The following is a 20,215-nucleotide window of genomic DNA, read 5'->3' on the forward strand; positions in this document are numbered from 1 at the left end:
CCATCGAAAGCACAATCGAAATGCAACACAAAGCCGCAACCGCAACTGAAGATCGCGCGACCTTAATCAAACGGGGGCTTTTGCACGAGGCAACATCGCAAAACACGGTTGCCTCAAGGCCGTTCAAACCAGAGCTGGGCGATCAGGCCTCTGCTTCAGCCAACGACAACCATGGCCGTAATAAAGACTGCAGAAATTGCTGCTAAAAAGCTGCCGATACCGGCGGCTTGGATCAAGTTTGGATTCATCGGAAGTCCTCAATACCCATGGTCTGGCTCAAGCCAAGCCATGACATCAAGCTCTGTCGTGAAACGAAAACGAAAGCGCATCTAAAAGAAGAGAGGCCGCCCCTCCCGGATGGAAGAGACGGCCTAGCTCGCTCGTTTATGCATAGCGCTAACCAAGATCCAGTGAATCTGTATCGGAGAAGCGTGAACCTCGAAACGACAACAGTGAACTGAAGGAGGAGTGCGAAGCGTCTGGCGTTTGGCGCCTGGGGCCTGGTTCCTAAGTGGTGAGTGGTTGAACTCCTTAGGGCACCTGGTTCGGTGCAGATGGAGTGTCGATCGACGTGGCGCTCAAGAGCTTGCCTACCGAAGGACGGAACTCGCCGTTGGGTGAAAAAAACTGTTGGAGCAGGGGCCAAGTGGTCAGGCTGCTTCTTTGATCTGCTGAGGTGGAGTGTCGGCCGTCATGGCTCCTCCGATTTCGATACACAAAGTGTGGCGCAGGCGAGCGAAAAGCACATCGGTGCAATCGCGCATTGCCATCAGAACCAAAACCGACGGCATTGGAAATGGCGTGGTCACCTTGGCATATTCCCTAGGTAGAGCAACTCACAAGTGCAGCGAAGGTTTGCGGTAAAAATCCCGTCCATCATCCAGTTTTGAGTGGTGAATCCCTGAGAGACTCGTCATCGACGATCCACTCACTCAAGCGAGAAGCAACAGGACAGAAGCTCATAAAGCTAGGTTCACTTTGCGTGTACATAGCAAAGATTTCGGCTGTTACTAAGGAACAATGGGGACCGCATACAGAAGATCCATAGCGAGGACAAATCATGGCCTCTCTCCATTTTTCTTATCATCTCGCTTTTTTACGACGCCAACTAAGCAAAGAGTGAGATATCCAGAAGAAAGCGATGAACGGTTCAAAAAGACCGATCACTTACTCAACCAAGTCGAAGGCTTGAAGGACTTTCAAGCGAATTCCTCCAAGTTTTACCCAAGCCGCTAAGGCATCAGCCTTGGAGGCATAAGGTCTCCAATCATCTTCATCGATGCGACGCTGAATATGAGCTGCTACGCGTTGAACAACAGCTTTATCACTAGGGCGATCAAAATAGATCGTTGTCCCATTTAGCTCAACATCCATGTCAGTTCGAGTCTCTTCGCACAGTCAGGATCTCTATGCGATTGATGGTGAGTTTAATCCCCCCTCTCATCGTCGAGCCCACCTACGACCAACCCCTCACCCCTACCGCTCTCTGCCAAGGAAGAAAGCGAAGCACCTCATAGCTCGAGACCGTACCTTCAACCGAACAGCAGTCACCGATAAAACTCTATAGATTTTAAAAAATATTGATCCCTTCAATGACCAACCATCGCTTATCAATTGAACAAAAGTTTCAACTAGAGGCGGCTTTTAGAGACATTGATGCTTGCGATGACATTGGCAAACTTCGCGAGATCACTAAAGCTATCATCACGGCTCAAGAAAACGAGAAAGCTTTTGCAAGAGAAGCTATTTCACGAATGCGTCAAGAAATAGAAGCACAAGCAAGTTCTAGCTTTGGCTTCAATCGCGCCGCTGGATAATAAGAACCTGTTACTAATAGATCATATTCCCTTCTTTACGAATAAACAATTTTAATCGTTGCTTGAACTACAGCTTCGCCAACCCCAAGAAATATTTCTTATTTCTCGAATAAGCGTAAATGCATTATTTTCGTTATTAGCAGTCAAGATTTAAGGGGTTTGAAATTCAGCTTATGACTTAGATCAAATATCCACTCTGAGGGCATCTGCACACTTACCAATAGATCTCCATGACAACAACCAAAGATTGGGCCATAAAGAGGAGACGCAGCAGTACCTGACATGCCACTTCCAAAATGGAAAACGATGACGGACGAAAGTCAAGCAATGGTTAAGAAAACTGGTATTGGAATCGGTGCTGGCATCTTGGTGGTTTGGGTTGCCTTGGGGTTCATCAAAGCAATCCTTCCAATCATGTTCCTCGGCGGTGCGGGCTATGTGGGCTGGAAGGTCCTCAACAAAAAGCAGAGCTGATGACTGATCAGTCCATGGAGCTGCAGTATTGCAACGCACAGAGGAATTGATCGCTACGCTCCGTCAATAAGCACGGCATCAATTCTTCAGTGATTCCAGAGGACTTCGACTATTCGGCCTCCATTTCAATGATGGACGTTAGAGAAAACCTGCCTTTTGTTGATCCTGAAAATCTCTCATCCCAAGATGTATTAGAGATACTTCTACATCTGTTTCGGCAAAAACACGGATTTGTTGATCGAGGGCATGAAGTGAATAACAAGGAAACAGCCTGGGTGAATGCGTTCCTATTTCGTCTCAAGCCAGGCATCGATCACGATGGGATGGAAGCTTTCGTCGTTGAGAGCATCGGCTCAAGTGTTGACCGGATGGCAAACCTACGCTCACCATCTTGAGGTGAATCAAAAGAATTGACAAATCAGCTCACGGATAATTTTAATTTTCAATGCTGACAAGCCTTAAACTTTTTAGTAGAGATATTTAAAGGTAAGGGAGTTTCCGCATAATGTTTCTCGCTCATACTTTTGTAAATCAGGCCGACCAACTTGCTGCAGCTGTTGTAGGTGCTATGCGACCCCCCAGTGGTTAGTGTTCCCAATTCCAGCCCCATTATTTCCTGTCTTTGATCTTCCGAGAGCTCCTGGAAGTAGAGATCGTCTTTCAACGAATCCCTGGCCTAAGCGTGGCAGAGGCCAGCGTGATTTTTCCGGACCCCTTGCAGCGGCGAGAGCTGATCGAACTGCTCGTACTCACAGAAATGATCGTCAATCCCATCCCAGTCGAGCTGGAGAGGTCGCTAGAACACTGGGCAGATGCGCTCAATGTCCCACGACCGATCCCTTGTCTTGGCCAGAGATGTAGCAATCCAAGCCAGGGCTCAAGCTCAGAGTGATTTTTATCGACTGTTCTGGATGGGGGAAGAGGATCTTCAGAAAGCCAATTTTGAACTTCTTCTGGAGAAGCATGGAACGCAAGATTGGGCCTTCACGGTGGAAGAAGATCCAGAGCTAGCAGCTTATTGGCGCTCCTTAGCTCAGCTACCGGGAGGCATGCTAGGCGCTGCTGTTTGGCAGCATTACCAGAACCATAGCTTCACGACATCTGGAGAGCTGGGCGGCGCCAATGCAGCCCTTGCTCATCACGACTGGTTACACGTTCTGGGTGGATACAACGTGGATGTCATCGGTGAGGTGGAGAACGCCGCATTTGGAGCGGGTAGCAGCAGTGTCCCAGGCTCAACACTCTGGTTTTTAGGTGCTATGGCGATGTTCGAAGGAGGACTCTTTGACAGTGTCGTAGCCGGTTGCCAACCTCACCAAATCTCAGCAGCGGGGAGCCCGGAACGCGTCGCCCACGCACTGCGGCGCGTGACGCAATGCAAACAGGACTTACTAGCAATCGATTACTTCAGCGTTGCTGATCAACCGTTGGTTGACCTGCAAGAAGCCTGGGGCATCAAGGACTGATCGAGACTCAAGTCACCTGAATGAGCAACAACAAACCCCTGAACAATGAGAACACGGTCAAGAGAGATAACTCCCTAAGCACCTTTAAACCCTGGCACTATTTTTTTACAACGACTAACATTAAAGACATCTGATCATTGATAATTACCAACGGAATCAAAGGATCACATGAGGTTAGTTCTATGAAAAAATGCATAAAAAGATGGAACTAGCATGGAAAAAATATCTATCAAGCCATCAGCTGTAGGCCGTCCAACGAACGGACAATATGCGTGACCTCATCACCATTGACCCAATGGATAACACCATCATCGACGTTGGAGACTTGGAACATTGTGTTCACCATCGGGTCCCTAGCTCCCCCTTCACAGAACACCACCTGTCCCATCCACCAATTGCTATCAACCTTTCGCGCAACCAACTGATCCGCCTGCACAATCACAAAGTCGCCAGAACTAACGCTCAGGAATGCGGGAGCATCCTTGCTTGCAAACGGACTCCTGCCCTGAAGAGAGTGGTTGACGCTCACTAATACGCCTGAACTACTTCTCACGTTCTAGGGCGGCTGCCTCAGTTGGTCAAGCCCCTTCTCAGGGCGTTGCCAAGATCATCATGCGCTCCCATTCGCACAGCCATAGGGGGAGAAGAGGTTGGTCCTTAACTCTTGGAGACAATGCCAGTTCTGCAGGTCATGGCAAACGCAATGAAGCAGTGAAGACGCCTTCGATGCCCCCCGCTACGACGATCTGAGGAGGTCCTGAAAACGAACCCCGGAAGACGGAAGCGATGCTTGATTTTGTTATGAGACTCGGTACTGAGCCGGTAAAGGGCAGGCCATCTTGAACCAAATCGACTTTTAAGAGGATCGTTTTAGCGTCTGAGGCGAGCATCGGCGCCAGTTGCAAGCTCAGGCCAAACCGCACAGCACAAAACGAGGCCACATTCACATGATGTGATCAACCGCTTGTCTCGCCAGGATTAAAACAAGCCCTGAAAGGAAGAGCACTGAGTCGCTTCCTCAAAAGGGAATCGTGATCGACCACTTGTTGCGTCTAAACCTCCAACGCTTCCCCGAATCCTCAGCCTTCGGAACACTGTCGACATGGAAGCCATTGGGATCATCAGGGCCTTGACCGATCTCCTTTGCTTCCTCGAGAGGAATCTCGGACCCCACGTAGTGATCACCTTCCTTACGGCATAAACGCGCTGGAGACTGCGAGTAACTGGTCCAGATCCCCGTTCTCTTCACTGTGTATTGACCAGCACTCTCTGCCCATTGATTACATGCCCTAAGTGCAGCCTCTGGCGACTCATAGCGGTTGAGACCATCAATAAAATTAATGAAATGGGGAACTTGCGTAAGAACCAAAGCTGCCAAAAGGAGCTGGGTGATTCGGCTGGAAGTGATAGGGGCTCCTGGTTGTATCACACCTGAACCATCTTCAATCCTTTCAAAGACATGGTCAGATTCCTCTCAATTCCAAGCCAGATCCCATCGCAATCAAACCACCACTGACTCCCATCAAAACAGGAGTAAGCGGAACCAAAGGGACTAATTTCAATGACAATTAAAAACGAATGTTTGACCGATAAATATCCAAGCGCAAGACTGGACCAAGCGTTTGGGAGGGAGGCAAGGAAGGAGACTCAGGGTAAAAACTTGCCGACCATTCGTAAACCCCCTGCTTTGGATTGATACTTGGAATAACCACGCTAACGATCTGACCAGGCTTAACAGAAGGATTGAAGACAATTTCAGTAATTCCACTCTCATCATTGAATTGTATATTTGCAAGACCTTTTTCTCCACGCTTTCTCATATTATAAAATCCGGAATAAACAGTGAGATCCTTACTTCCCCATTTCCACCTCTCAGTACCATTAATTTGCGACAAAGCGATTCTTTCAAGGTTCGCCCCAGCATTTGCAGGTAGCTCCAATGAAATAACGGGATAAGATCTCTGATACGCATTAGAATATGAATTATGAATTGAAATATTTCTAGGAGGACTTTCAAAAAACTCCTGACCATATAGCTCTGTCGATTGCGAGCTCAATGGCTGAGCACAAAGAAAAAGAAGAGAAAGAGTGACAGCCTTATTCACAGGTCCTTTTCTTTAGATTCTAGTAGACCATTAAGGGAAGAAGCAAAGAGCACAATCATGAGAGAGGGCAGATGCATCCATAGAGCAGCAGAACAGGGCCACCGCGCTGGAGGGAAGTCATCTCCTTGTCAATCAAGTCTGCATCCCACCAAGACATAACCCCACACATCAGGCAGAGATCTAACAGAACCCAAATGCATCAGAAGCCGAGTGAGCCATTTCCTGTGATCTTTCGAACGGCCTCATCGCTTATCCATAACCCAACACACGGCTAAAACCTAAATCGAGACCCCTTGGATCATGCCTTTTGGCTGCTTCCCGCTGATGCGTATCGAACCAATGTGGAGGGCGACGAAGAAACAGGGCATAGGGCACATCAACAAGCCAGTACATCCGCAGTGCGGAGAGCTCTTAATAACCACCAAAACGCAGAGCGAGCTCTAGGGCCCCATAACCAAAAAGGAAGGTGCTTCCAAGCAGTGCCAACTCTTTTTTAGAACTTGCCATAGAGAGAAGGGACGAACCCATCAGCAACGCTCCAAAGAATCTAAAGGAAATCTGAAGCTCCAATATTTAGAAACCTATCAATCTGGTCACCATCTGGAGCTTGCTTTACGAAATTTCATGAAAAAGGCGTAACAACCCAAGCCTTAAGCCCCAACACAATGCTTCTATTTATATTTTGCCAAACAAAAATGAATGGGTGCCGGTAGCCAGCCCAAGCCCGTCATGATTCAAAAGGGTATGAACGCTCACCAATCAGTTCAGGCAAACAAAATCATCCTTCTAAATAACCTCAAAAAAACATCCTCCACAAGAAGACGGAGAACTCTTGAGGGGAGTGGCTAGACGCCCTCCTTTTGTCCTCAAAGGGACACGGCGGCGGACATTCGCAAAGGCCTTAGCCACAATGGTGGTGAAGGTGTTGCTGGATGCTCGCCCGAAAGAATGGTCGGGAGGACTGTTCTTTTTTTATGCCCGAAATGAAAGGATGTTGCCTCGGTGAGGGTGCCTCGATGAGCCATTCTTTTTAATAACTAACGGCTTATCTCTCAAAGCCAAAGGATACCTACAACAAAGTCAGGGCTTCTCGGCTTCTCACTGGGAGAGTTGCCTTGTTTCCGCTCCGTGAAGGGACCCTACTCATCAACGTATTTCACGCTTGAACTGGCACAGTGCTAGTTGTTCCTGATACTGGGTGACTGTCATACACAAGAAGAAGATTTCATCGCCTTATTTTTGTGTTCCGATTCACCTCGTCACAGGAGATGTAATTTCATACCCTTTCAAGGAGAAACGAATATTCGCTTTATTTTAAACTATTTCGCGCTGAAATGCACATATTTTTACGCAAACTCCAAGCAATATGCCAACCTTACTCAACAGTAATGATCAAGATACGTCCAGAATGCAAAACAGAATCAACTCAATTCAGCCATTAAGTTGTAGCTACTAGCCCAGTCCACACCTCCCTTGTAGAGGCAACAATCTGCTTGATTCATCTCAATAGAAGCAACTTTAAGCAGTTATGTCGCTGGCGGCAACGACAACACAGCACTGGCAAGCAAGCCCAGATAGGTACCCACTAAATACCCCAAAAGGCCTATTGCAACAGAAGGCAAAACCAATTCTGGACGCTTGAACGATGTAGCCAAAGCCAACGCTGTGCTTGGCCCTCCAATCGAAGCTTGAGACGCCACGAGGGTTTCCTCCAAGGGCCAGCGGCGCCAACGGCGCAACAGCAACAAACCAACGGCCTGCAAAGCCACGATCAGCGTGGCAAAAATCAAAACAGGAAGACCTTCACCCAGTAAGCCGCTCATCGGTGAGTTCAAGCCAATCACCGTAAAGAACGGCTGGATCAGCAGCAGACCTTCGTCATAACAACCGCGGCGGCTGAAGCGGCCAGGTAATTGCGCAACAATCAGCGCCACGGTGGTGAGCACCAAGATTGAGGGAACTCGAGCAAGAAGCACTTCCAAAAACCGCGAGGCAAGAAGCACACCCACACCCCAAAACAAAGCCAGGCCATAAACACTCAGCGGCTTATGCGTTTGAGGTTGATCCTGAGCTCTGGATTCACCACCACTGGCGGTATCAGGGCTTCCCCAACGCTGACCGATCCAAATACTGAATGCAAACCAAATTGCAAAAGCCACGTGAGAAGCAGCGGTTGCAATCAGCAGCAGTGATTCCGGCGGCCCCAATGTGCGAGCGACAGAAACAAAATTGATGCTGCCGCCCGTGAACCTGGCAGCGAACACCCCAGATAAAACACTGAGCTGCTCTCCCAGCCAGGGGGCCAGCACAAGGCCGCTCAGCAACACAGCCGTAAGAGTGAGCAGGACAGAGGCCACAAACGGAACGAGCAAACGCCGGGCATCAGGCCAAACACTCCGGAGATCAATCGCAAGCAGCAACTGGACAATCGCCAAAGACGTGAGTGGTCCACTGATCCAGCCAGCCGCCTGCTGATCTGGCTTCCAGCCAGTGATATTGGTCACCAACAGGCCCAACACCAGCACGACCAACGTCATGCCGAGCTGTTGACCCAAAGGCGTCGAGCGACTCAGCCACCAGCCCAAAGCCGTCAGTAGCAGGATCACCATCAGCGCAAGCGCCATGGCTTCCTCCCTTGAGTTGATTGTTGCTACCGGCAGTATGAAATCTGATGATGCCTCTCTCCTCGCATCTCAACGCAGAGAGGATGGAATGTTGCAGCTCATAAGCCTTGCTTTCTGAATTTCGCTTGGCAGACTGTGCCACCTATCCGATTGTCCTTTTGTCAGTCGATCGCAATTTGAGGGCCATTGCCGCCAATTCCCCCGCAGATGCAGCGCGTCTTCAACAAGAAGAGCGTCTCCGCACTCCAGTTTTCCGTGGAATCTCGATTGCACCGAGACCAAATCTCAGCGGCATAGGAACGGACGCTCCTTCTTAGGAATCTGGGTTGAACCTCCGTTTCAACCCCATCTCTTGAGACGCGATTTAGACGGCGCACCATTCAGCGCGGTGATTTCAAGCATGTCGGCACATTGGCCGTGCAGAAACTGAGCGATACAAGTCCTGGCGCAGATCCATCACGAGCTTTATGCACTAGGGATCCTGCCCATACTGAATTGAGAAGAAAAACTCGAATACAGAACATCCCAGAGGCCTGGACGCTTTGCGAGCTCATTTTTCGCCTGCACAATCAGCTCGCTGCGGGCCTCTTGGTCAAGGCCAAGAGTGTCACAGAGACGCTCAAAAGCCTTTTGTTCGTCGGAATTAATCGTGAATTGATAGGCATCGCGAGAGGAGGCGATCACCATGTAAGACAATTTTGCAGTCAGTGCTATGCATTCTTCAGGGATCTCCTCCGCCAAAACCTCCAAATCATTGGGATGACTGAAGGCAGCAGTCCAGGAGGGAATAGCGGCCTCTTTCAAATAGCGCTTACCAAGAGAATCCAAAAGCTCTTGCTCCTCAGGTGCAATATTCCCATCCGAGGCAGCCATTAATTTAAGGACTTGGATGACAACCCCTGCCGTACGGAGATCCATGGGTGAAGCACAATGAAGCAACTATAGCGCGATTTTTTAATGCCACTAGGGTTTATCTGGTTATAAATAATTTCATCCAGCCAGAGCCATTCAAACTCAAAGCTCGATCTCTACTACTAATACTGGTGGCTACCTATCTTTTAATTCATTCGATAATAAGCGTTGCGAGTACCACCCTTGAAGTAGATGCAGCGAAGAAATCGGAATTCTTCTTTTGCTCAAGAGAGCTATGGCAAGAGCACCAATAAAGCTATTGGCAAAGCATATGCCCAGCCATTCACTCAGAAGCGACTAATTCTGCCAACACTTAATGTTGCATTCTATTTCACATTTACTTGCAAGTAAAAAACAACCAAAGCTCTTGATTCAGGCTTCAGCATCAGATCCACTACCTGGAGTCTTCGATAACATCAAAATACTATTGTCCTAGCAGTACTGCAGCAGACCAGAACAATGTCGTCACGATTAGAGTTGCATTCAGACTGATACAGAAACTCAAAGACGAGTCAGAGGGTCATAAAAGAGAGATAGCACCAACCAAAAGATCAATTCTTCGCATCAGTCTCCCGACAAAACAGTTTTATTTACCCCGTCATAAGTGAATCTGCATTGAAGCAGAGATAGCTTTGCAAGCAAAAGGCATCTAAACATCAATTCCATTTAGTTTTGCGGCCAAGACCACATCGGCTTGCGTTAAGCCATCCACCTTGTGGGTGTAAATCACTGCTTCCGCATGGGCCCAGCCCAGGGAAAACTCAGCATGGTGTCCCTCAACCTCACAGATTGCTCCAGCTGCATTCACCCAATCGAGAGCAGTCTGGAAGTCGATGAATCGCAGCGAGCGAGCGAGGTGATGGTGATCAACCACCTCCCACCCAGGCAATTGAGGCAGCAGATCAGCAAGTTCCATTTCAGTGAGCTTGGGAGCGCCTTCTTGGCAGGGGATACAGGTCTGTTTGGCTAAATCCATTGAGGTCTCCAGCAGCCTTTGAAGTATGGACGCAGCACTGAAGACAATGACGCGGAAACTGAGGCTAAAAATCCAGCCTCACCATGGCCCCCTCCTTCCGTAGCCTCAAGATCAAGGGCCGGTGAGGCATGGACGAAGACAGCAGAAAAGCCAGACGAACTACTTTTGCCTGGGTCATCGGAGCCAACCTCGCCGCATGGGGTCTCTACTTCGTTCTAACGAAGGTCGTGGGGATCGATTTCGACATGATTCGCCAGGCCAATTACGGCTGAATCAGTCAAAAGAGTTTGGCTATCGCCGTCTAACAAAGAATTAGGCAACCGTTGCTCGAATGCGCGGCAGCATAAAAAAAGGGCTCGGCTTTCGCTGAAACCCCTCACTGTGATTAACGCCCCCTGTGTGATTCGAACACACGACCGACTGCTTAGAAGGCAGTAATCGAGCTCAGTAGCGGTGGGCATTTTTGAGTGAGGGAAAAGATTCTCGTCAATCGGTGCTTGCATCCGCAATCCTCTGCAAGCGTGATTTGACGTAAAAGTGAGAGCAGTGCTCTCACTTTCTTGCCGGTGTGGCTCAGGCCTTTTCCGCACCGTGCTTGAGCTTGCAGCCGATTGATTGTTCTGCCTGCTGGATCACCACAGCAATTTGCAATGATTTGCTCGTCTGCACCAAATGAGCCAGCGCCAACCTGAACGCCACCGCTATAGATTCAGGATCTTCGATTTCAAGAGCTCAATCCACTGGTCCTCCAGCTGTTAGAGATCCGTCAAACTCATCAACTCACTGCGGAGATTCGTTTCCTCGAGCATGACCTCTCAATCACAACCCATTCGTATCGAGTGATTGAAGTGCAGGCACTAATCACGCAAGACTTGGCTGTAAACGCCTATTGGTGAATGGTCAATCGCATCCTTCGAAAACTGCAGCAACCACCCCCTTGGCGATGGGGCTGTGAAGGTTCATTTTTTCAACGCATTGGCTCTACATCTCTCTTGTTGTTGCCACTTGAACTGCTGCAACAACTGCAATGGTGGGTGGTCGTCCCGATACGCCGCAGATTCAAGCAAGCCGCTCTGTACGAAGACATCCCTTGGCAACTGCAATGGAAGGCATGCTGGCTTAACAGTTATCGCCCGCATGAATTGCTCTGGTGGTGGGCAACAGGAGTGCGGAGCTGGACAGATCTTTCAAAACATCCTTCAGAAAGCCTGACGGTTTATCGCCACAACGCGCGTCGACACCTCTGGCCCTCACGATGTAGACCCGCTCAGTTGCTTCTCTCCAACAAAGCTGCACTTCTCGAACAAGTCCCAGCACAGTGGCGCGCACCTTTTCTGGTACTCAGCGACGACTACTCCGAAGCAGAACCTGTCAGTTCGTGGTGGAAGGCTGCTTTGTTGGGACATGGGGTCGTACTGAAGCCTCTTCGCGGTCATGCCGGTAGGGGCGTTGTTCGATTTCGCTGGTTTGGCTCAACCCTCCAGCAGGAGGCTTTGTTTGGACGACTGCCGAAAGACGCACCACACTTCGCCAACAGCCAAACACCTGATCCCAGCGCACTGCTGGCCCATTGGCATCAGATTTTCCGTTCTCACGAACCAGCCCTGGCAGCTCCTTACGTCTGCCACAGCTCAGAATTACCGTCCAGCGAACCGTCTGTGGTCGTCAGGGTAGTTACCAGACAGCCATCTCCAGGGTCTCTGATCTATGTGCGGCAGGCATGGCTAGAGGTGCCATTGGATGAGGGCGCCATAGCTTTCATCAACCCAGAAGGTGTCTGCCTGCCAAAACCAGGAAAGCCCCTCACAACAGACCAACAGAACCGCTTGGATCAATGGCAACAGCTGTTGAACAAGAGCACACCGTTGTCCGTTCGAGCCTGCTTGGATGCGGCCAAAGCACTCCATGCTCTTCTTCCCCCGATTGATCAAGTGGCTTGGGATTGGGTACCGGCGTCGCCTCAACCAGTGCTGCTTGAGGGCAACGGTGGTTTTGGATTGCTGGTGCCACAGCTGTTTGTTGACCTCCGTTTAAATCAGCAATGTCTGGAATGACTTGAGCCTGTGATCCATTTCTATATAGGCTATGCATAATTAACAAAGTGTTTGGATCTAGTAAGTGTTAATTGACCGCAACCCTGAGATTTGTGCTGCCGAATTGGACGGGGAAGTGTGCCTGTTTAATCCCCAAAGTGCTGTATATCTCAACCTCAATAGCACCGGTTCCATCATCTGGAATCTGCTTGAAGCCCCTACCGCATTGGACGAGCTGATCAGCAATTTGCAAGCGCGCTACGCCGTGAATGCAGATATATGTCGCAGCGAAACGGAGAGTTTTGTGTCTGAAGCGCTCGAGAAAGGCATGCTCCTGCAATCTCAGCCGGCATGACGCCGCTGTTGCGTGGGCCCAGCAGGCTTATTGCCTATTGCCTGTTCAGCCTGCTGGATCACGGCATCTGGATGTTGATCCAACTCCTTCCTGGTCCGAAGCTGATGGGGCTGGCGCGGCGGCGCCCCTGGCAACGCTGGCAATGGAGTCTTACTCCAATTCGCCAACGGCACTGGCGAAACCGCGTGGCATGGCTGTTGCGGACGCGGTGCCGGCGTGCCAGTTGGGGCAGCACCTGTTTGAGTCGCTCCTTCAGCGGTCGGATGCTGTTTGATCTTCTTGGCGTAGCCAACGAATTGCATCTGGGCATGAGCAAGTTCAGCGATGGCCGCAAGGTTCCCCATGCCTGGCTCAGAGATCCGGAGACCGGAAGGCTTTACACCCCTGGACTCAGCCCTGGTGCTGGTGCACCTCTTATCCAGTTCTAATTTTTAGTGGCCCCCATGGTCCTTTCTCTGCCCAGCACGGATCCCAAGCCTCTGTCAGCAGGGATTCACCAAACCGATGCCTTTCATCGTCAACCCCTGTTTGAGTTGAACGGCCAAGTGGTTCGCAGCTGGAGTGAAGCCCATGCTTTGCATGGATCTGCAACCATCCCTGACGTCAATCCCGCCTATGTGGCGGCTTTGATCAGCGGAAACCACAACGCTGAAGCGGCACCGTACTGGCGAATCCGGCGCCTGCCGCGGGCTCACTACGTACTGGTTAGCGGCGACGGCGTTGTGCAGACCAGCGCCTACGACCCGTTGTCTCGCGGAGCAGCGGCCATGGAACCAAACACACTGCATCAGTTTCTGCGGCAAGGTTTACTCGACCATGTACAACAGGCCTTAGAAGGTCATCACGGCGCGATCGGCTGTGAACACAGCAGCGGACTTGATTCCAATGCCGTACTTGGGGCCTTGATCCATGGAGCTCATGTTGAGCCTGCACGCTTGCACACCTGGAGCAATGAAGGTGGTGGAGAAGGTGCCCCCCTGCAGCAGTTCAGACTCTTCTATGGCTTGACGCCTGAACAGTGCCATCGCTTTGAAGCCACAGAAGCTGAAGAAAACGCGAGCAGTGATTGGATTCGACAGCAGCTTTCGGTCTTTGGGGCTCCTGCTCAGATCGGCGGTAACCCCCAGGCCGTTGCGTCAATGCGCCAACAGGGCTGCACGGCATTATTCAGCGGATTTGGCGGGGATCAAGCCATCAGCCACAACGCGGCGAATGTGCCGACTGATCTGGTGGAGCAAGGCCGCTGGTCTGAACTTGTGCGCTGGGTTGGAGGCAAACGTCGGTCGCTGAAACACATTGCGGGCCGTTCGCTCATGTTGCGAAATCGGCAGCTTGCCGAAGCAGTGGTGTTGCGCCGCACCCGCAACTTCTGCTCGAGTGATTTGTTGAGCCGCACGCTCACCCCTACTGGCCAAGAGTGGCTAGGGCTGCATCTCAAAAAGCAATACCCGTGGGAGATCGATGGCTTCCTGCGTCAGCATCAATCGATTCGCCAGCGCGTGTTAGCTGACTGGGTCGCCGTCCGCGCAGAGGAAGAAACCCGACTGGCGGCCTGCTACGGGATGGACAAAGCCTTTCCATTGCTGGATGAACGCCTGATTGCTGCCCTGTTGCAGCAAGATCCAGCCCTGTTCGGCGAAGCTTCTGGCCGCGGCCGCCTGCTCCATCGCATGGCCTTTGCTCCCTTTCTGCCGCCCTTTTTACGCGATAACCCCACGAAGAATCGCGAGCCGGAGGGTGGACTCGACCAATGGCGCTCTGAACTGACTCAAAGGGGACACCAAGCACTTGAGCACAGCCTGTTATCGATTAACAACTGGCATCCCGATTTGATCCGCTACTGGGATGTGGAGGCGATTCGCCGTGAAACGGATTCCATACTGGCCAGCCCTGAGCCAACGATGAAGGAGGTGATGGGAACAAACCGAGCCTTGGCCACGATGACCGCTCTAAGCGGCTGGTGGGAGGCACTCGACAGCTAAACCTGCAGGAGCGACGGGCAAAGCACGGCCCTGATAATCGCGGATTGGCGTTGGGCTGCCGCCACCAGCGTTGCAGCGCCGGGATGGGGGGAGGATTGTGCAGCAGCGATCAGCTGATCCAGCCGTTGGGTATTGGCCGTTCCGATGGCACACAAGCCAAGTTGTGCCATTTGCAGGGCGGAGGTGGCGTCATATCCACGGCGTTTGAGATGAGCTTGCAGGGCCAAGCTGAGCATCATTTGCACGCGCTCTGGGTGATCCTGATGGCAGCAAAGATGGCTGAGACTGAGCCCTTCAGGCTTGAGGCTCACCCGCGGAGGATCGAAGGGATGGATTGGTGATCGTTGGCCTTGCTTCTCAACGCAGATCCGGCCGAAGCCCTCAACCTCGATCTCCAGGGGCGCACTGTGGGCGAACGGAGTTGAGCTATCGCAATGGCCGTAGTGCAACGCCAAATCCAGCACATCGCGGCGATGGCCGTAGTGGGCAAAACACTCAGATCCGCCCACTTGAGCAGATCTGATCTGCATCGCCCCATCGCTGATTTTGAACGGGGCCCCGTGGCGATGGTGATTGAGAAGATCAATCAGCGGCAAAAGCACTGGCTGTCGATCTCCCTCTCCGGGGTTTCGTCGCCAGCCGAACGACCGCGTAGCCAGAAATCCTTCGACAGCCGATCGCTCTGCTCTCGCATCAAAGTTGGGTTTGAGTGGAGCCAATGCGGCCCGAACCTCGGGTGAGGTGCCGGCGAGCCTGGCAGGGTGTTCGTTGCTCCACCAGGACAACTTGTTTGTGGCGTTGTAGAGCTCGGCATGCAGTTGCAACAGCTCGCGCTGCACAGCCGTGGTTCCTTGAGGCGGCTGCAACAGTTTCAATTCAGCAGATGAGACAGACCACTGGACCCCGGCGATTGGCACCAACATCTCAGTAGGCATGCTGATGAGCGGACCATTCGTTCCAGGGGGAGCCAACAGTCGCATCGCCCCGCCGCGGATTTCAGCGGAAATTTCACGATGCCACTGCGCTCCGTGGGCGGCACAGATCTCCGCAATCTCAAGCAGTACCGCCGAGGCGGGGCTGCAATCACTTTGGATTGTGAGGGTCATCGCAGCCGAAATTCGAGCACCGTTCCGCTGAGTTTGGCCCCCGCTGGGCAGTGATTGGGTGATGGCTCTTGTTGAAACGGTGGATGGCCCAAGCCAACAAACAAGCGTTGGCGATCGCCCGCCAATGACCAGGCCGCCGCCGGTGTTTCAAACGAAACCCAGGGTTTGGGAGAAGGCATTTGCTCTCCCTTCATTAGTCCTGAAACCGTTATGGCCCTGATGCGGTTCAGCCATTGGCCTGATGCAAGCTTTTCACTGCTCAACAACAACCAGCCTTCTTCAGTGGGATAAAGGTCCATCGCCTGTTCGCCGCTTGGCAATGCAACTTGCTGCACGTCCGGGGCAGCCGGACTGAAGCGGCTTGCCAGAAAAGCGGCACGCTGTGGCCGCTCCGATTTCCAGGGGCCAATGCTGGCAATCCAGGCGACAGCTTGACCGCTTGGTGTGGCCCGTTCCATCCAGACCGAGCGCATTCCAGGCGCGTTGATTCCTGGCAATAGAACGGCAGCTGTCAGGTCGGGGCGAGGCCGCCAACTGCCATCCGGGAGCCATTGCTGCACGGCGGTGAAGGCCTGAAGGCGCTCTCCTGCAGAAAGCCAACGCCGCTGAGCAGGCCCCGGTAGAGCCTGCACTGCAAAAAGTTGATCATCCACAGGCAGTAGAGCAGTAGCGCGCCAGCCGTTAAGACGATGAACCAACCAGTGACCTCCTCCATCACTGGCGCGCCCCAGGGCAGAGCCATGGCGTTCCTGCTTGGGCCCAGTAGCCACGGCATCCGGCACATTGCCAACGACAACGAGCTCATTGCCATGCCAGGCCAAATCATGGACATGGATGAACTGGGGTAGCAGGCGCTCCTGCCTCCACTGCCCATCAGCGCTGCTGCGGCGGTAGAGATTTCCCCAACGCCAACTGCCCCGCGCATCAGCCCCTGCAATCCAAAGCTCAGAGCCTCTGGTGCTGAAGCGACTGATCTCTTCTTCTGGAAGGGTGGCTGCCTGCTTCCAGTGATCAGTTGCGATGTCGTAGGCAAAAAGCGGAACAGGTCCAGCATTGGCCGTTAAACCGTCGTTACTGCTGTTGCCGAGCCCCACGTAAAGCTGGCCATCGTGGATTGCAAGATCCCACGGGGTTCGTGGAAGGGTTTGCCAGCAAAGGGGATAACGACCCAATGCCGGATTGCCCAGGCTGCTGGCCTGCCAACTTGGCGTGAGCTGGCCTACGAAATCTTCCGCGGGCGTTTGGGAGGGTTTTGGTTGTTGCTGGGCTGATGGTGGATGTAAACGATGGCTCCCCGCAGGTTCCAACCAGTGCCCCAGCCTGCGAAGCATTCGGGCACCCGTCATTAAAGTCAGTGGCACGACCACCAAACCAGTGATTGCTGCGGCAGCAAGTCCCTGCCGTGCTCGCTGAGCAGTGATCATGCCCACCACTTTTCCCTTCAACACCATCATCCCGCGTTTCCCTCGCCTGCATCTCTTCTGGGCGTTGATACGAGAGGCGGGTTGGCGCCATCTCGCCAGCCTCGTGGCCTGCAGCGGTCTTCGCAGCGTGCTCGATATTGCGGGGCTAGGGGTTGGCGTGACGTTGCTGTTGGGATCAGGTTCTACAGAGACACCTAAATTTCCACTTCAACTGACCTTGCAACAAGGGTTAGTGGTGTTGATCGTGGTGATGCTTCTGCGCGGAGCCTTACAAGCGCTCGTAGCGATCAGGCAAGAACGGCTGCGCTCAGGATTCACCGATCGACTGCGTGAGCAGCTGCTTGCGTTGGTGCTGCAGGCTTCTTCCCTGCAGCTGGAGACGATCGGCCGCGGCGATCTACTCGGTTTGTTGATGGCTGATATCGGCCGATCAGTGCTCGCTCTCGATCAGGGCGTGCGCTCGCTTCAAGCGTTGCTTTCTCTGATTTTTTATGCCGCTGGCGTGCTCGTGGTGGGAAAGACAGCAGCGATTCCACTGCTGTTGGCTCTGGCTGCAACTGGCGCTGCGGCCCTGCTGCAACGTTCAGGCAGCTGGCAATTGGGGCGCCTTCAAACCCATCTCAATGGGGCCCTGCAGCGCACCGTTGGAGATGGGTTACATGGCCTCAAAGCCGTCCGCGCTGCAGTCGCGGAGGATTGGCTGTTGCAGCGCTTCACACAGGACAGCGCTCGGTTCCGGCGAGTGCTGCAGCAAACCGTGCAACGACAAGCCCTGTTCATCACCTGGCGCGACACCCTGGTGGTGTTGGTAGTAGGCAGCTGGCTGCTCTGGAGCCGATCTGACCTCGGCCCAGCGGTGATGGCCACCACCCTGCTGCTCGCCTATCGGATGGCCGCATCACTAAGTGCCGTGATCAATGCTCAGCGGCTCTGCTTGGGGTCACTCCCCGGCTACGAAGAACTCTGTAAGCAGCGGATGCTTCTGCAGCCTGCCAACCACCAAAAGGTTGGGAAAACGCCGCGGCCAATTCCCAACAAGCCTTTGAAGCCAGAAACAGGCTGGATGTCTTTGGAATGGAAGCCATCCCAAAAGGCCAGTGCTGACCCTCTGTTTCTGGAAGCTGGCCAATTGGTGGCTGTGGTGGGGCCTTCTGGAAGCGGCAAATCCACTCTGCTTGATCAGTTCTGCGGACTACTGAATGAGAACCACAGCTCCTGGCTCATAAAGACAGAGCACAACACGATGCATTGGTCAGGGATTGAGGGAGCCAGGTTCTTACGTAGCGGCCTCGCTTATGCACCTCAGGATGCTGTGTTGTTCGAAGCGAGCCTGCGTCACAATTTGCTGCTAAATAAAAATAAAAGCTCAGATGAATTGGAAGGCTGGCTGGAGAGTCTTGGCTTAGTTCATTTGCTGCAGCGCCAGGAAGGTCTTGATGAGCCATTGTCTTTGGCGATGGATCCCTTCTCCGGAGGGGAAATTCACCGGTTAGGTCTACTGAGGGCTTGGCTGAGAGATTGCCCAGCGGAAGTGCTGGATGAACCAACGGCTTTTCTTGATGAGACATCAGCGCAGATGGTGCGGCAGATTATTTTCGAACGGATGAAAAAGCGGCTCGTGCTGGTCAGTACGCATGACCAAGAGTTAATCAAACTTGCTGATCGGGTGGTGATCTTGAAAGCGCCTAGCGATGGAAGCGCTGCGAGGCATTACCCCAAATCATGACTTGCTGGGAGAGTTTCCTGATGCGCCTTACCGCCACTTGTGGGAGAGACAACGGTGAACCAGTCGATGGGTGAAAAAGCACATCCGGTGGTGCCAACATCAGCAGCAACTTCACCAGCCAATTGATAGGTGAGTAGCTAAGTCGTAAATGACGCAATCCAAAATTCAATAGAGATTCATCTGTACGGCAAGCCATTAGTTGTGTTTTTCGTGCATCATTTATCACATGGCGATCGCTCACCCTAAACGCTGGATATTTACTAAATTTTACAGAATCAGCAAGCAAGTTGCAGTCCTCTAGCACAGCAAAGCTCTTCCGAACAAGACGTTGTCGCTGAAGTCGATGTAATTCAATCTCAGAAAAACCGCGCGTTAATCTTTCAATATCAATCAAGCTACGTATTGACATCCAACGGTCCATCGCAGCATGACAACATGAATGCAGCAATGCATCTGTGTGGTTAAGCGTGAAGATTGTTTGACCGTTGATCGAGAGCTCATCCAGACGTTTCCATAGAATCTGAAAACCTGGCAACACATCTCTTGCATGGGTGACATGCCAATGCAGATCAATCCATTGCCACTTACCACCAACGACTCTCTTAAGAGAAATTTCTATCGACACGAATCGGCTGTAGTGGCCATAAATGCCATCACTTCCGATTCCACGAGCACCATTGGTTTCACAGAGCACAAAACCAACCGACTTCAAGAGGGTTGTTGCCTCACCAAGATCAGCTGGATCAACGAATAGATCACAATCGCCGCGGCCACGGGCAGCAAGCAATCCGGTGGTTTGCAGGGCCAAAGGCACACCCTTGATCACCAGCATCGGGATGCCAGCGCGTTCAAAAAGGGCTGCCATTTCGCGCGTGAGGCTGGCAAGGGCAAGGGCCTCCATCTGCTCCTTGCGCGCCAAGACCTTCAACCTGTCAGCCAGCAGCGGAATCAGCTGCAGTACCAGGGGATCAGCCGCCAAAAGGGTTTCGAGACGGTGACGGCGGATCGCCGCCAGAAGGTCTTCCGCTGGGATGGAACGGCATGAAGCTTCGAGCTGGGAGCTGACACCGCAGGCGCTGTTGGGCCTTGAGCCTTCACCCGCTTCTCGCTCGCGTTGCAGTACCAGACCAGCAAGCTGTCTTGTGACTTGGAGGCTTTTTGCGCTGACCACAGCCTCGGAACTCATTAGGAGGTCAAAATAGATCCGATTCGTTT

The 20,215-nt window shown here is 52.3% G+C and carries 23 protein-coding genes; 11 read left to right on the forward strand and 12 right to left on the reverse strand.

Going from position 1 to position 20,215, the window contains the following annotated elements; translation table 11 throughout:
- Positions 1 to 1,167: 1,167 nt before the first annotated feature.
- Complete coding sequence (locus tag SynSYN20_RS10490) at positions 1,168 to 1,374, reverse strand: hypothetical protein (RefSeq protein ID WP_186523576.1); 207 nt, start codon at positions 1,372 to 1,374, stop codon at positions 1,168 to 1,170.
- Positions 1,375 to 1,592: 218 nt separating this feature from the next.
- Here SynSYN20_RS10490 and SynSYN20_RS10495 point away from each other — a divergent pair, with 218 nt between their 5' ends.
- The 3 genes from SynSYN20_RS10495 to SynSYN20_RS10505 all read left to right on the forward strand — a co-directional run bounded on the left by SynSYN20_RS10495 (position 1,593) and on the right by SynSYN20_RS10505 (position 2,686).
- Complete coding sequence (locus SynSYN20_RS10495) at positions 1,593 to 1,817, forward strand: hypothetical protein (RefSeq protein WP_186523578.1); 225 nt, start codon at positions 1,593 to 1,595, stop codon at positions 1,815 to 1,817.
- A 282-nt stretch (positions 1,818 to 2,099) separates the two neighbouring features.
- Positions 2,100 to 2,291, forward strand: coding sequence for a hypothetical protein (locus tag SynSYN20_RS10500; RefSeq protein ID WP_186523580.1), 192 nt, complete (start codon positions 2,100 to 2,102; stop codon positions 2,289 to 2,291).
- A gap of 89 nt (positions 2,292 to 2,380) precedes the next feature.
- Positions 2,381 to 2,686: a hypothetical protein gene (locus SynSYN20_RS10505; RefSeq protein WP_186523582.1), complete on the forward strand. Its 306-nt coding sequence runs from the start codon at positions 2,381 to 2,383 to the stop codon at positions 2,684 to 2,686.
- A 265-nt stretch (positions 2,687 to 2,951) separates the two neighbouring features.
- On the opposite strand, the gene SynSYN20_RS14545 is transcribed toward SynSYN20_RS10505, so the two are convergent.
- Positions 2,952 to 3,113, reverse strand: coding sequence for a hypothetical protein (locus SynSYN20_RS14545; RefSeq protein ID WP_255476245.1), 162 nt, complete (start codon positions 3,111 to 3,113; stop codon positions 2,952 to 2,954).
- On the opposite strand from SynSYN20_RS14545, the gene SynSYN20_RS10510 reads away from it, so the two are divergent.
- Complete coding sequence (locus SynSYN20_RS10510; protein WP_255476246.1) at positions 3,113 to 3,757, forward strand: hypothetical protein; 645 nt, start codon at positions 3,113 to 3,115, stop codon at positions 3,755 to 3,757. The two genes, SynSYN20_RS14545 and SynSYN20_RS10510, sit on opposite strands and share 1 nt — an antisense overlap.
- 229 nt (positions 3,758 to 3,986) lie before the next feature.
- Here SynSYN20_RS10510 and SynSYN20_RS10515 read toward each other — a convergent pair whose 3' ends face one another.
- The 5 genes from SynSYN20_RS10515 to SynSYN20_RS10535 all read right to left on the reverse strand — a co-directional run bounded on the left by SynSYN20_RS10515 (position 3,987) and on the right by SynSYN20_RS10535 (position 8,486).
- Positions 3,987 to 4,286, reverse strand: a complete 300-nt coding sequence (locus SynSYN20_RS10515) for a DUF3104 domain-containing protein (RefSeq protein ID WP_186523583.1) — start codon at positions 4,284 to 4,286, stop codon at positions 3,987 to 3,989.
- A 160-nt stretch (positions 4,287 to 4,446) separates the two neighbouring features.
- Positions 4,447 to 4,704, reverse strand: a complete 258-nt coding sequence (locus SynSYN20_RS10520) for a hypothetical protein (RefSeq protein WP_186523584.1) — start codon at positions 4,702 to 4,704, stop codon at positions 4,447 to 4,449.
- A 71-nt stretch (positions 4,705 to 4,775) separates the two neighbouring features.
- Positions 4,776 to 5,186, reverse strand: a complete 411-nt coding sequence (locus SynSYN20_RS10525) for a hypothetical protein (RefSeq protein WP_186589165.1) — start codon at positions 5,184 to 5,186, stop codon at positions 4,776 to 4,778.
- A gap of 139 nt (positions 5,187 to 5,325) precedes the next feature.
- Positions 5,326 to 5,862: a DUF2808 domain-containing protein gene (locus tag SynSYN20_RS10530; RefSeq protein WP_186523586.1), complete on the reverse strand. Its 537-nt coding sequence runs from the start codon at positions 5,860 to 5,862 to the stop codon at positions 5,326 to 5,328.
- A 1,526-nt stretch (positions 5,863 to 7,388) separates the two neighbouring features.
- Positions 7,389 to 8,486 carry a DUF819 family protein gene (locus tag SynSYN20_RS10535; protein WP_186523587.1) on the reverse strand — a complete coding sequence of 366 codons (1,098 nt, stop codon included), beginning with the start codon at positions 8,484 to 8,486 and terminating at the stop codon, positions 7,389 to 7,391.
- Positions 8,487 to 8,593: 107 nt separating this feature from the next.
- On the opposite strand from SynSYN20_RS10535, the gene SynSYN20_RS10540 reads away from it, so the two are divergent.
- Positions 8,594 to 8,803, forward strand: coding sequence for a hypothetical protein (locus SynSYN20_RS10540; protein ID WP_186523588.1), 210 nt, complete (start codon positions 8,594 to 8,596; stop codon positions 8,801 to 8,803).
- Positions 8,804 to 8,951: 148 nt separating this feature from the next.
- On the opposite strand, the gene SynSYN20_RS10545 is transcribed toward SynSYN20_RS10540, so the two are convergent.
- Together SynSYN20_RS10545 and SynSYN20_RS10550 are read right to left on the reverse strand one after the other, a co-directional pair.
- A complete protein-coding gene (locus SynSYN20_RS10545; RefSeq protein WP_186523589.1) occupies positions 8,952 to 9,404 on the reverse strand; it encodes a hypothetical protein in 453 nt (150 codons plus the stop codon).
- A 643-nt stretch (positions 9,405 to 10,047) separates the two neighbouring features.
- Entirely contained in the window at positions 10,048 to 10,374 is a 327-nt protein-coding gene (locus SynSYN20_RS10550; RefSeq protein ID WP_186523595.1) for a 4a-hydroxytetrahydrobiopterin dehydratase, read from the reverse strand.
- 128 nt (positions 10,375 to 10,502) lie between these two features.
- Between SynSYN20_RS10550 and SynSYN20_RS10555 the strand changes: the two genes are divergently transcribed.
- The 5 genes from SynSYN20_RS10555 to SynSYN20_RS10575 all read left to right on the forward strand — a co-directional run bounded on the left by SynSYN20_RS10555 (position 10,503) and on the right by SynSYN20_RS10575 (position 14,744).
- Positions 10,503 to 10,646 (forward strand): hypothetical protein, encoded by a 144-nt coding sequence (locus SynSYN20_RS10555; RefSeq protein WP_186523596.1) that lies wholly within the window; start codon positions 10,503 to 10,505, stop codon positions 10,644 to 10,646.
- A 624-nt stretch (positions 10,647 to 11,270) separates the two neighbouring features.
- Positions 11,271 to 12,428 (forward strand): hypothetical protein, encoded by a 1,158-nt coding sequence (locus tag SynSYN20_RS10560; RefSeq protein ID WP_186523597.1) that lies wholly within the window; start codon positions 11,271 to 11,273, stop codon positions 12,426 to 12,428.
- A 64-nt stretch (positions 12,429 to 12,492) separates the two neighbouring features.
- Positions 12,493 to 12,762, forward strand: coding sequence for a PqqD family protein (locus SynSYN20_RS10565; RefSeq protein WP_186523598.1), 270 nt, complete (start codon positions 12,493 to 12,495; stop codon positions 12,760 to 12,762).
- Positions 12,759 to 13,190 carry a lasso peptide biosynthesis B2 protein gene (locus tag SynSYN20_RS10570; protein WP_186523604.1) on the forward strand — a complete coding sequence of 144 codons (432 nt, stop codon included), beginning with the start codon at positions 12,759 to 12,761 and terminating at the stop codon, positions 13,188 to 13,190. Before SynSYN20_RS10565 ends, SynSYN20_RS10570 begins: the two co-directional genes overlap by 4 nt.
- 15 nt (positions 13,191 to 13,205) lie before the next feature.
- The gene (locus SynSYN20_RS10575; protein ID WP_186523606.1) at positions 13,206 to 14,744 is read left to right on the forward strand and encodes an asparagine synthase-related protein; all 1,539 of its coding nucleotides are present in this window, start codon (positions 13,206 to 13,208) and stop codon (positions 14,742 to 14,744) included.
- Here the strand turns inward: SynSYN20_RS10575 and SynSYN20_RS10580 are convergent.
- On the reverse strand, positions 14,741 to 15,850 hold the full coding sequence (locus SynSYN20_RS10580; protein ID WP_186523608.1) for a hypothetical protein: 1,110 nt from the start codon (positions 15,848 to 15,850) through the stop codon (positions 14,741 to 14,743). The genes SynSYN20_RS10575 and SynSYN20_RS10580 overlap by 4 nt on opposite strands.
- Positions 15,847 to 17,274, reverse strand: a complete 1,428-nt coding sequence (locus SynSYN20_RS10585; RefSeq protein WP_186523610.1) for a hypothetical protein — start codon at positions 17,272 to 17,274, stop codon at positions 15,847 to 15,849. Before SynSYN20_RS10585 ends, SynSYN20_RS10580 begins: the two co-directional genes overlap by 4 nt.
- Between SynSYN20_RS10585 and SynSYN20_RS10590 the strand changes: the two genes are divergently transcribed.
- Positions 17,273 to 19,000, forward strand: coding sequence for an ATP-binding cassette domain-containing protein (locus tag SynSYN20_RS10590; protein WP_186523613.1), 1,728 nt, complete (start codon positions 17,273 to 17,275; stop codon positions 18,998 to 19,000). The two genes, SynSYN20_RS10585 and SynSYN20_RS10590, sit on opposite strands and share 2 nt — an antisense overlap.
- On the opposite strand, the gene SynSYN20_RS10595 is transcribed toward SynSYN20_RS10590, so the two are convergent.
- Positions 18,960 to 20,186, reverse strand: a complete 1,227-nt coding sequence (locus tag SynSYN20_RS10595; RefSeq protein WP_186523615.1) for a nucleotidyltransferase family protein — start codon at positions 20,184 to 20,186, stop codon at positions 18,960 to 18,962. The genes SynSYN20_RS10590 and SynSYN20_RS10595 overlap by 41 nt on opposite strands.
- Between the last annotated feature and the right edge of the window lie 29 nt (positions 20,187 to 20,215).

This window comes from Synechococcus sp. SYN20 (assembly GCF_014279555.1).
Lineage (GTDB): Bacteria > Cyanobacteriota > Cyanobacteriia > PCC-6307 > Cyanobiaceae > Synechococcus_C.

Coding starts and splice junctions, on each gene's coding strand:
- SynSYN20_RS10560 (WP_186523597.1), top strand. CDS start 11,271: ATGGTCAATCGCATCCTTCGAAAACTGCAGCAACCACCCCCTTGGCGA.
- SynSYN20_RS10580 (WP_186523608.1), bottom strand. CDS start 15,850: ATGACCCTCACAATCCAAAGTGATTGCAGCCCCGCCTCGGCGGTACTG.
- SynSYN20_RS10545 (WP_186523589.1), bottom strand. CDS start 9,404: ATGGATCTCCGTACGGCAGGGGTTGTCATCCAAGTCCTTAAATTAATG.
- SynSYN20_RS10535 (WP_186523587.1), bottom strand. CDS start 8,486: ATGGCGCTTGCGCTGATGGTGATCCTGCTACTGACGGCTTTGGGCTGG.
- SynSYN20_RS10585 (WP_186523610.1), bottom strand. CDS start 17,274: ATGATCACTGCTCAGCGAGCACGGCAGGGACTTGCTGCCGCAGCAATC.
- SynSYN20_RS10575 (WP_186523606.1), top strand. CDS start 13,206: ATGGTCCTTTCTCTGCCCAGCACGGATCCCAAGCCTCTGTCAGCAGGG.
- SynSYN20_RS10590 (WP_186523613.1), top strand. CDS start 17,273: ATGCCCACCACTTTTCCCTTCAACACCATCATCCCGCGTTTCCCTCGC.
- SynSYN20_RS10490 (WP_186523576.1), bottom strand. CDS start 1,374: ATGGATGTTGAGCTAAATGGGACAACGATCTATTTTGATCGCCCTAGT.
- SynSYN20_RS10510 (WP_255476246.1), top strand. CDS start 3,113: ATGTCCCACGACCGATCCCTTGTCTTGGCCAGAGATGTAGCAATCCAA.
- SynSYN20_RS10595 (WP_186523615.1), bottom strand. CDS start 20,186: ATGAGTTCCGAGGCTGTGGTCAGCGCAAAAAGCCTCCAAGTCACAAGA.
- SynSYN20_RS10570 (WP_186523604.1), top strand. CDS start 12,759: ATGACGCCGCTGTTGCGTGGGCCCAGCAGGCTTATTGCCTATTGCCTG.
- SynSYN20_RS10550 (WP_186523595.1), bottom strand. CDS start 10,374: ATGGATTTAGCCAAACAGACCTGTATCCCCTGCCAAGAAGGCGCTCCC.
- SynSYN20_RS10500 (WP_186523580.1), top strand. CDS start 2,100: ATGCCACTTCCAAAATGGAAAACGATGACGGACGAAAGTCAAGCAATG.
- SynSYN20_RS10495 (WP_186523578.1), top strand. CDS start 1,593: ATGACCAACCATCGCTTATCAATTGAACAAAAGTTTCAACTAGAGGCG.
- SynSYN20_RS10555 (WP_186523596.1), top strand. CDS start 10,503: ATGGACGAAGACAGCAGAAAAGCCAGACGAACTACTTTTGCCTGGGTC.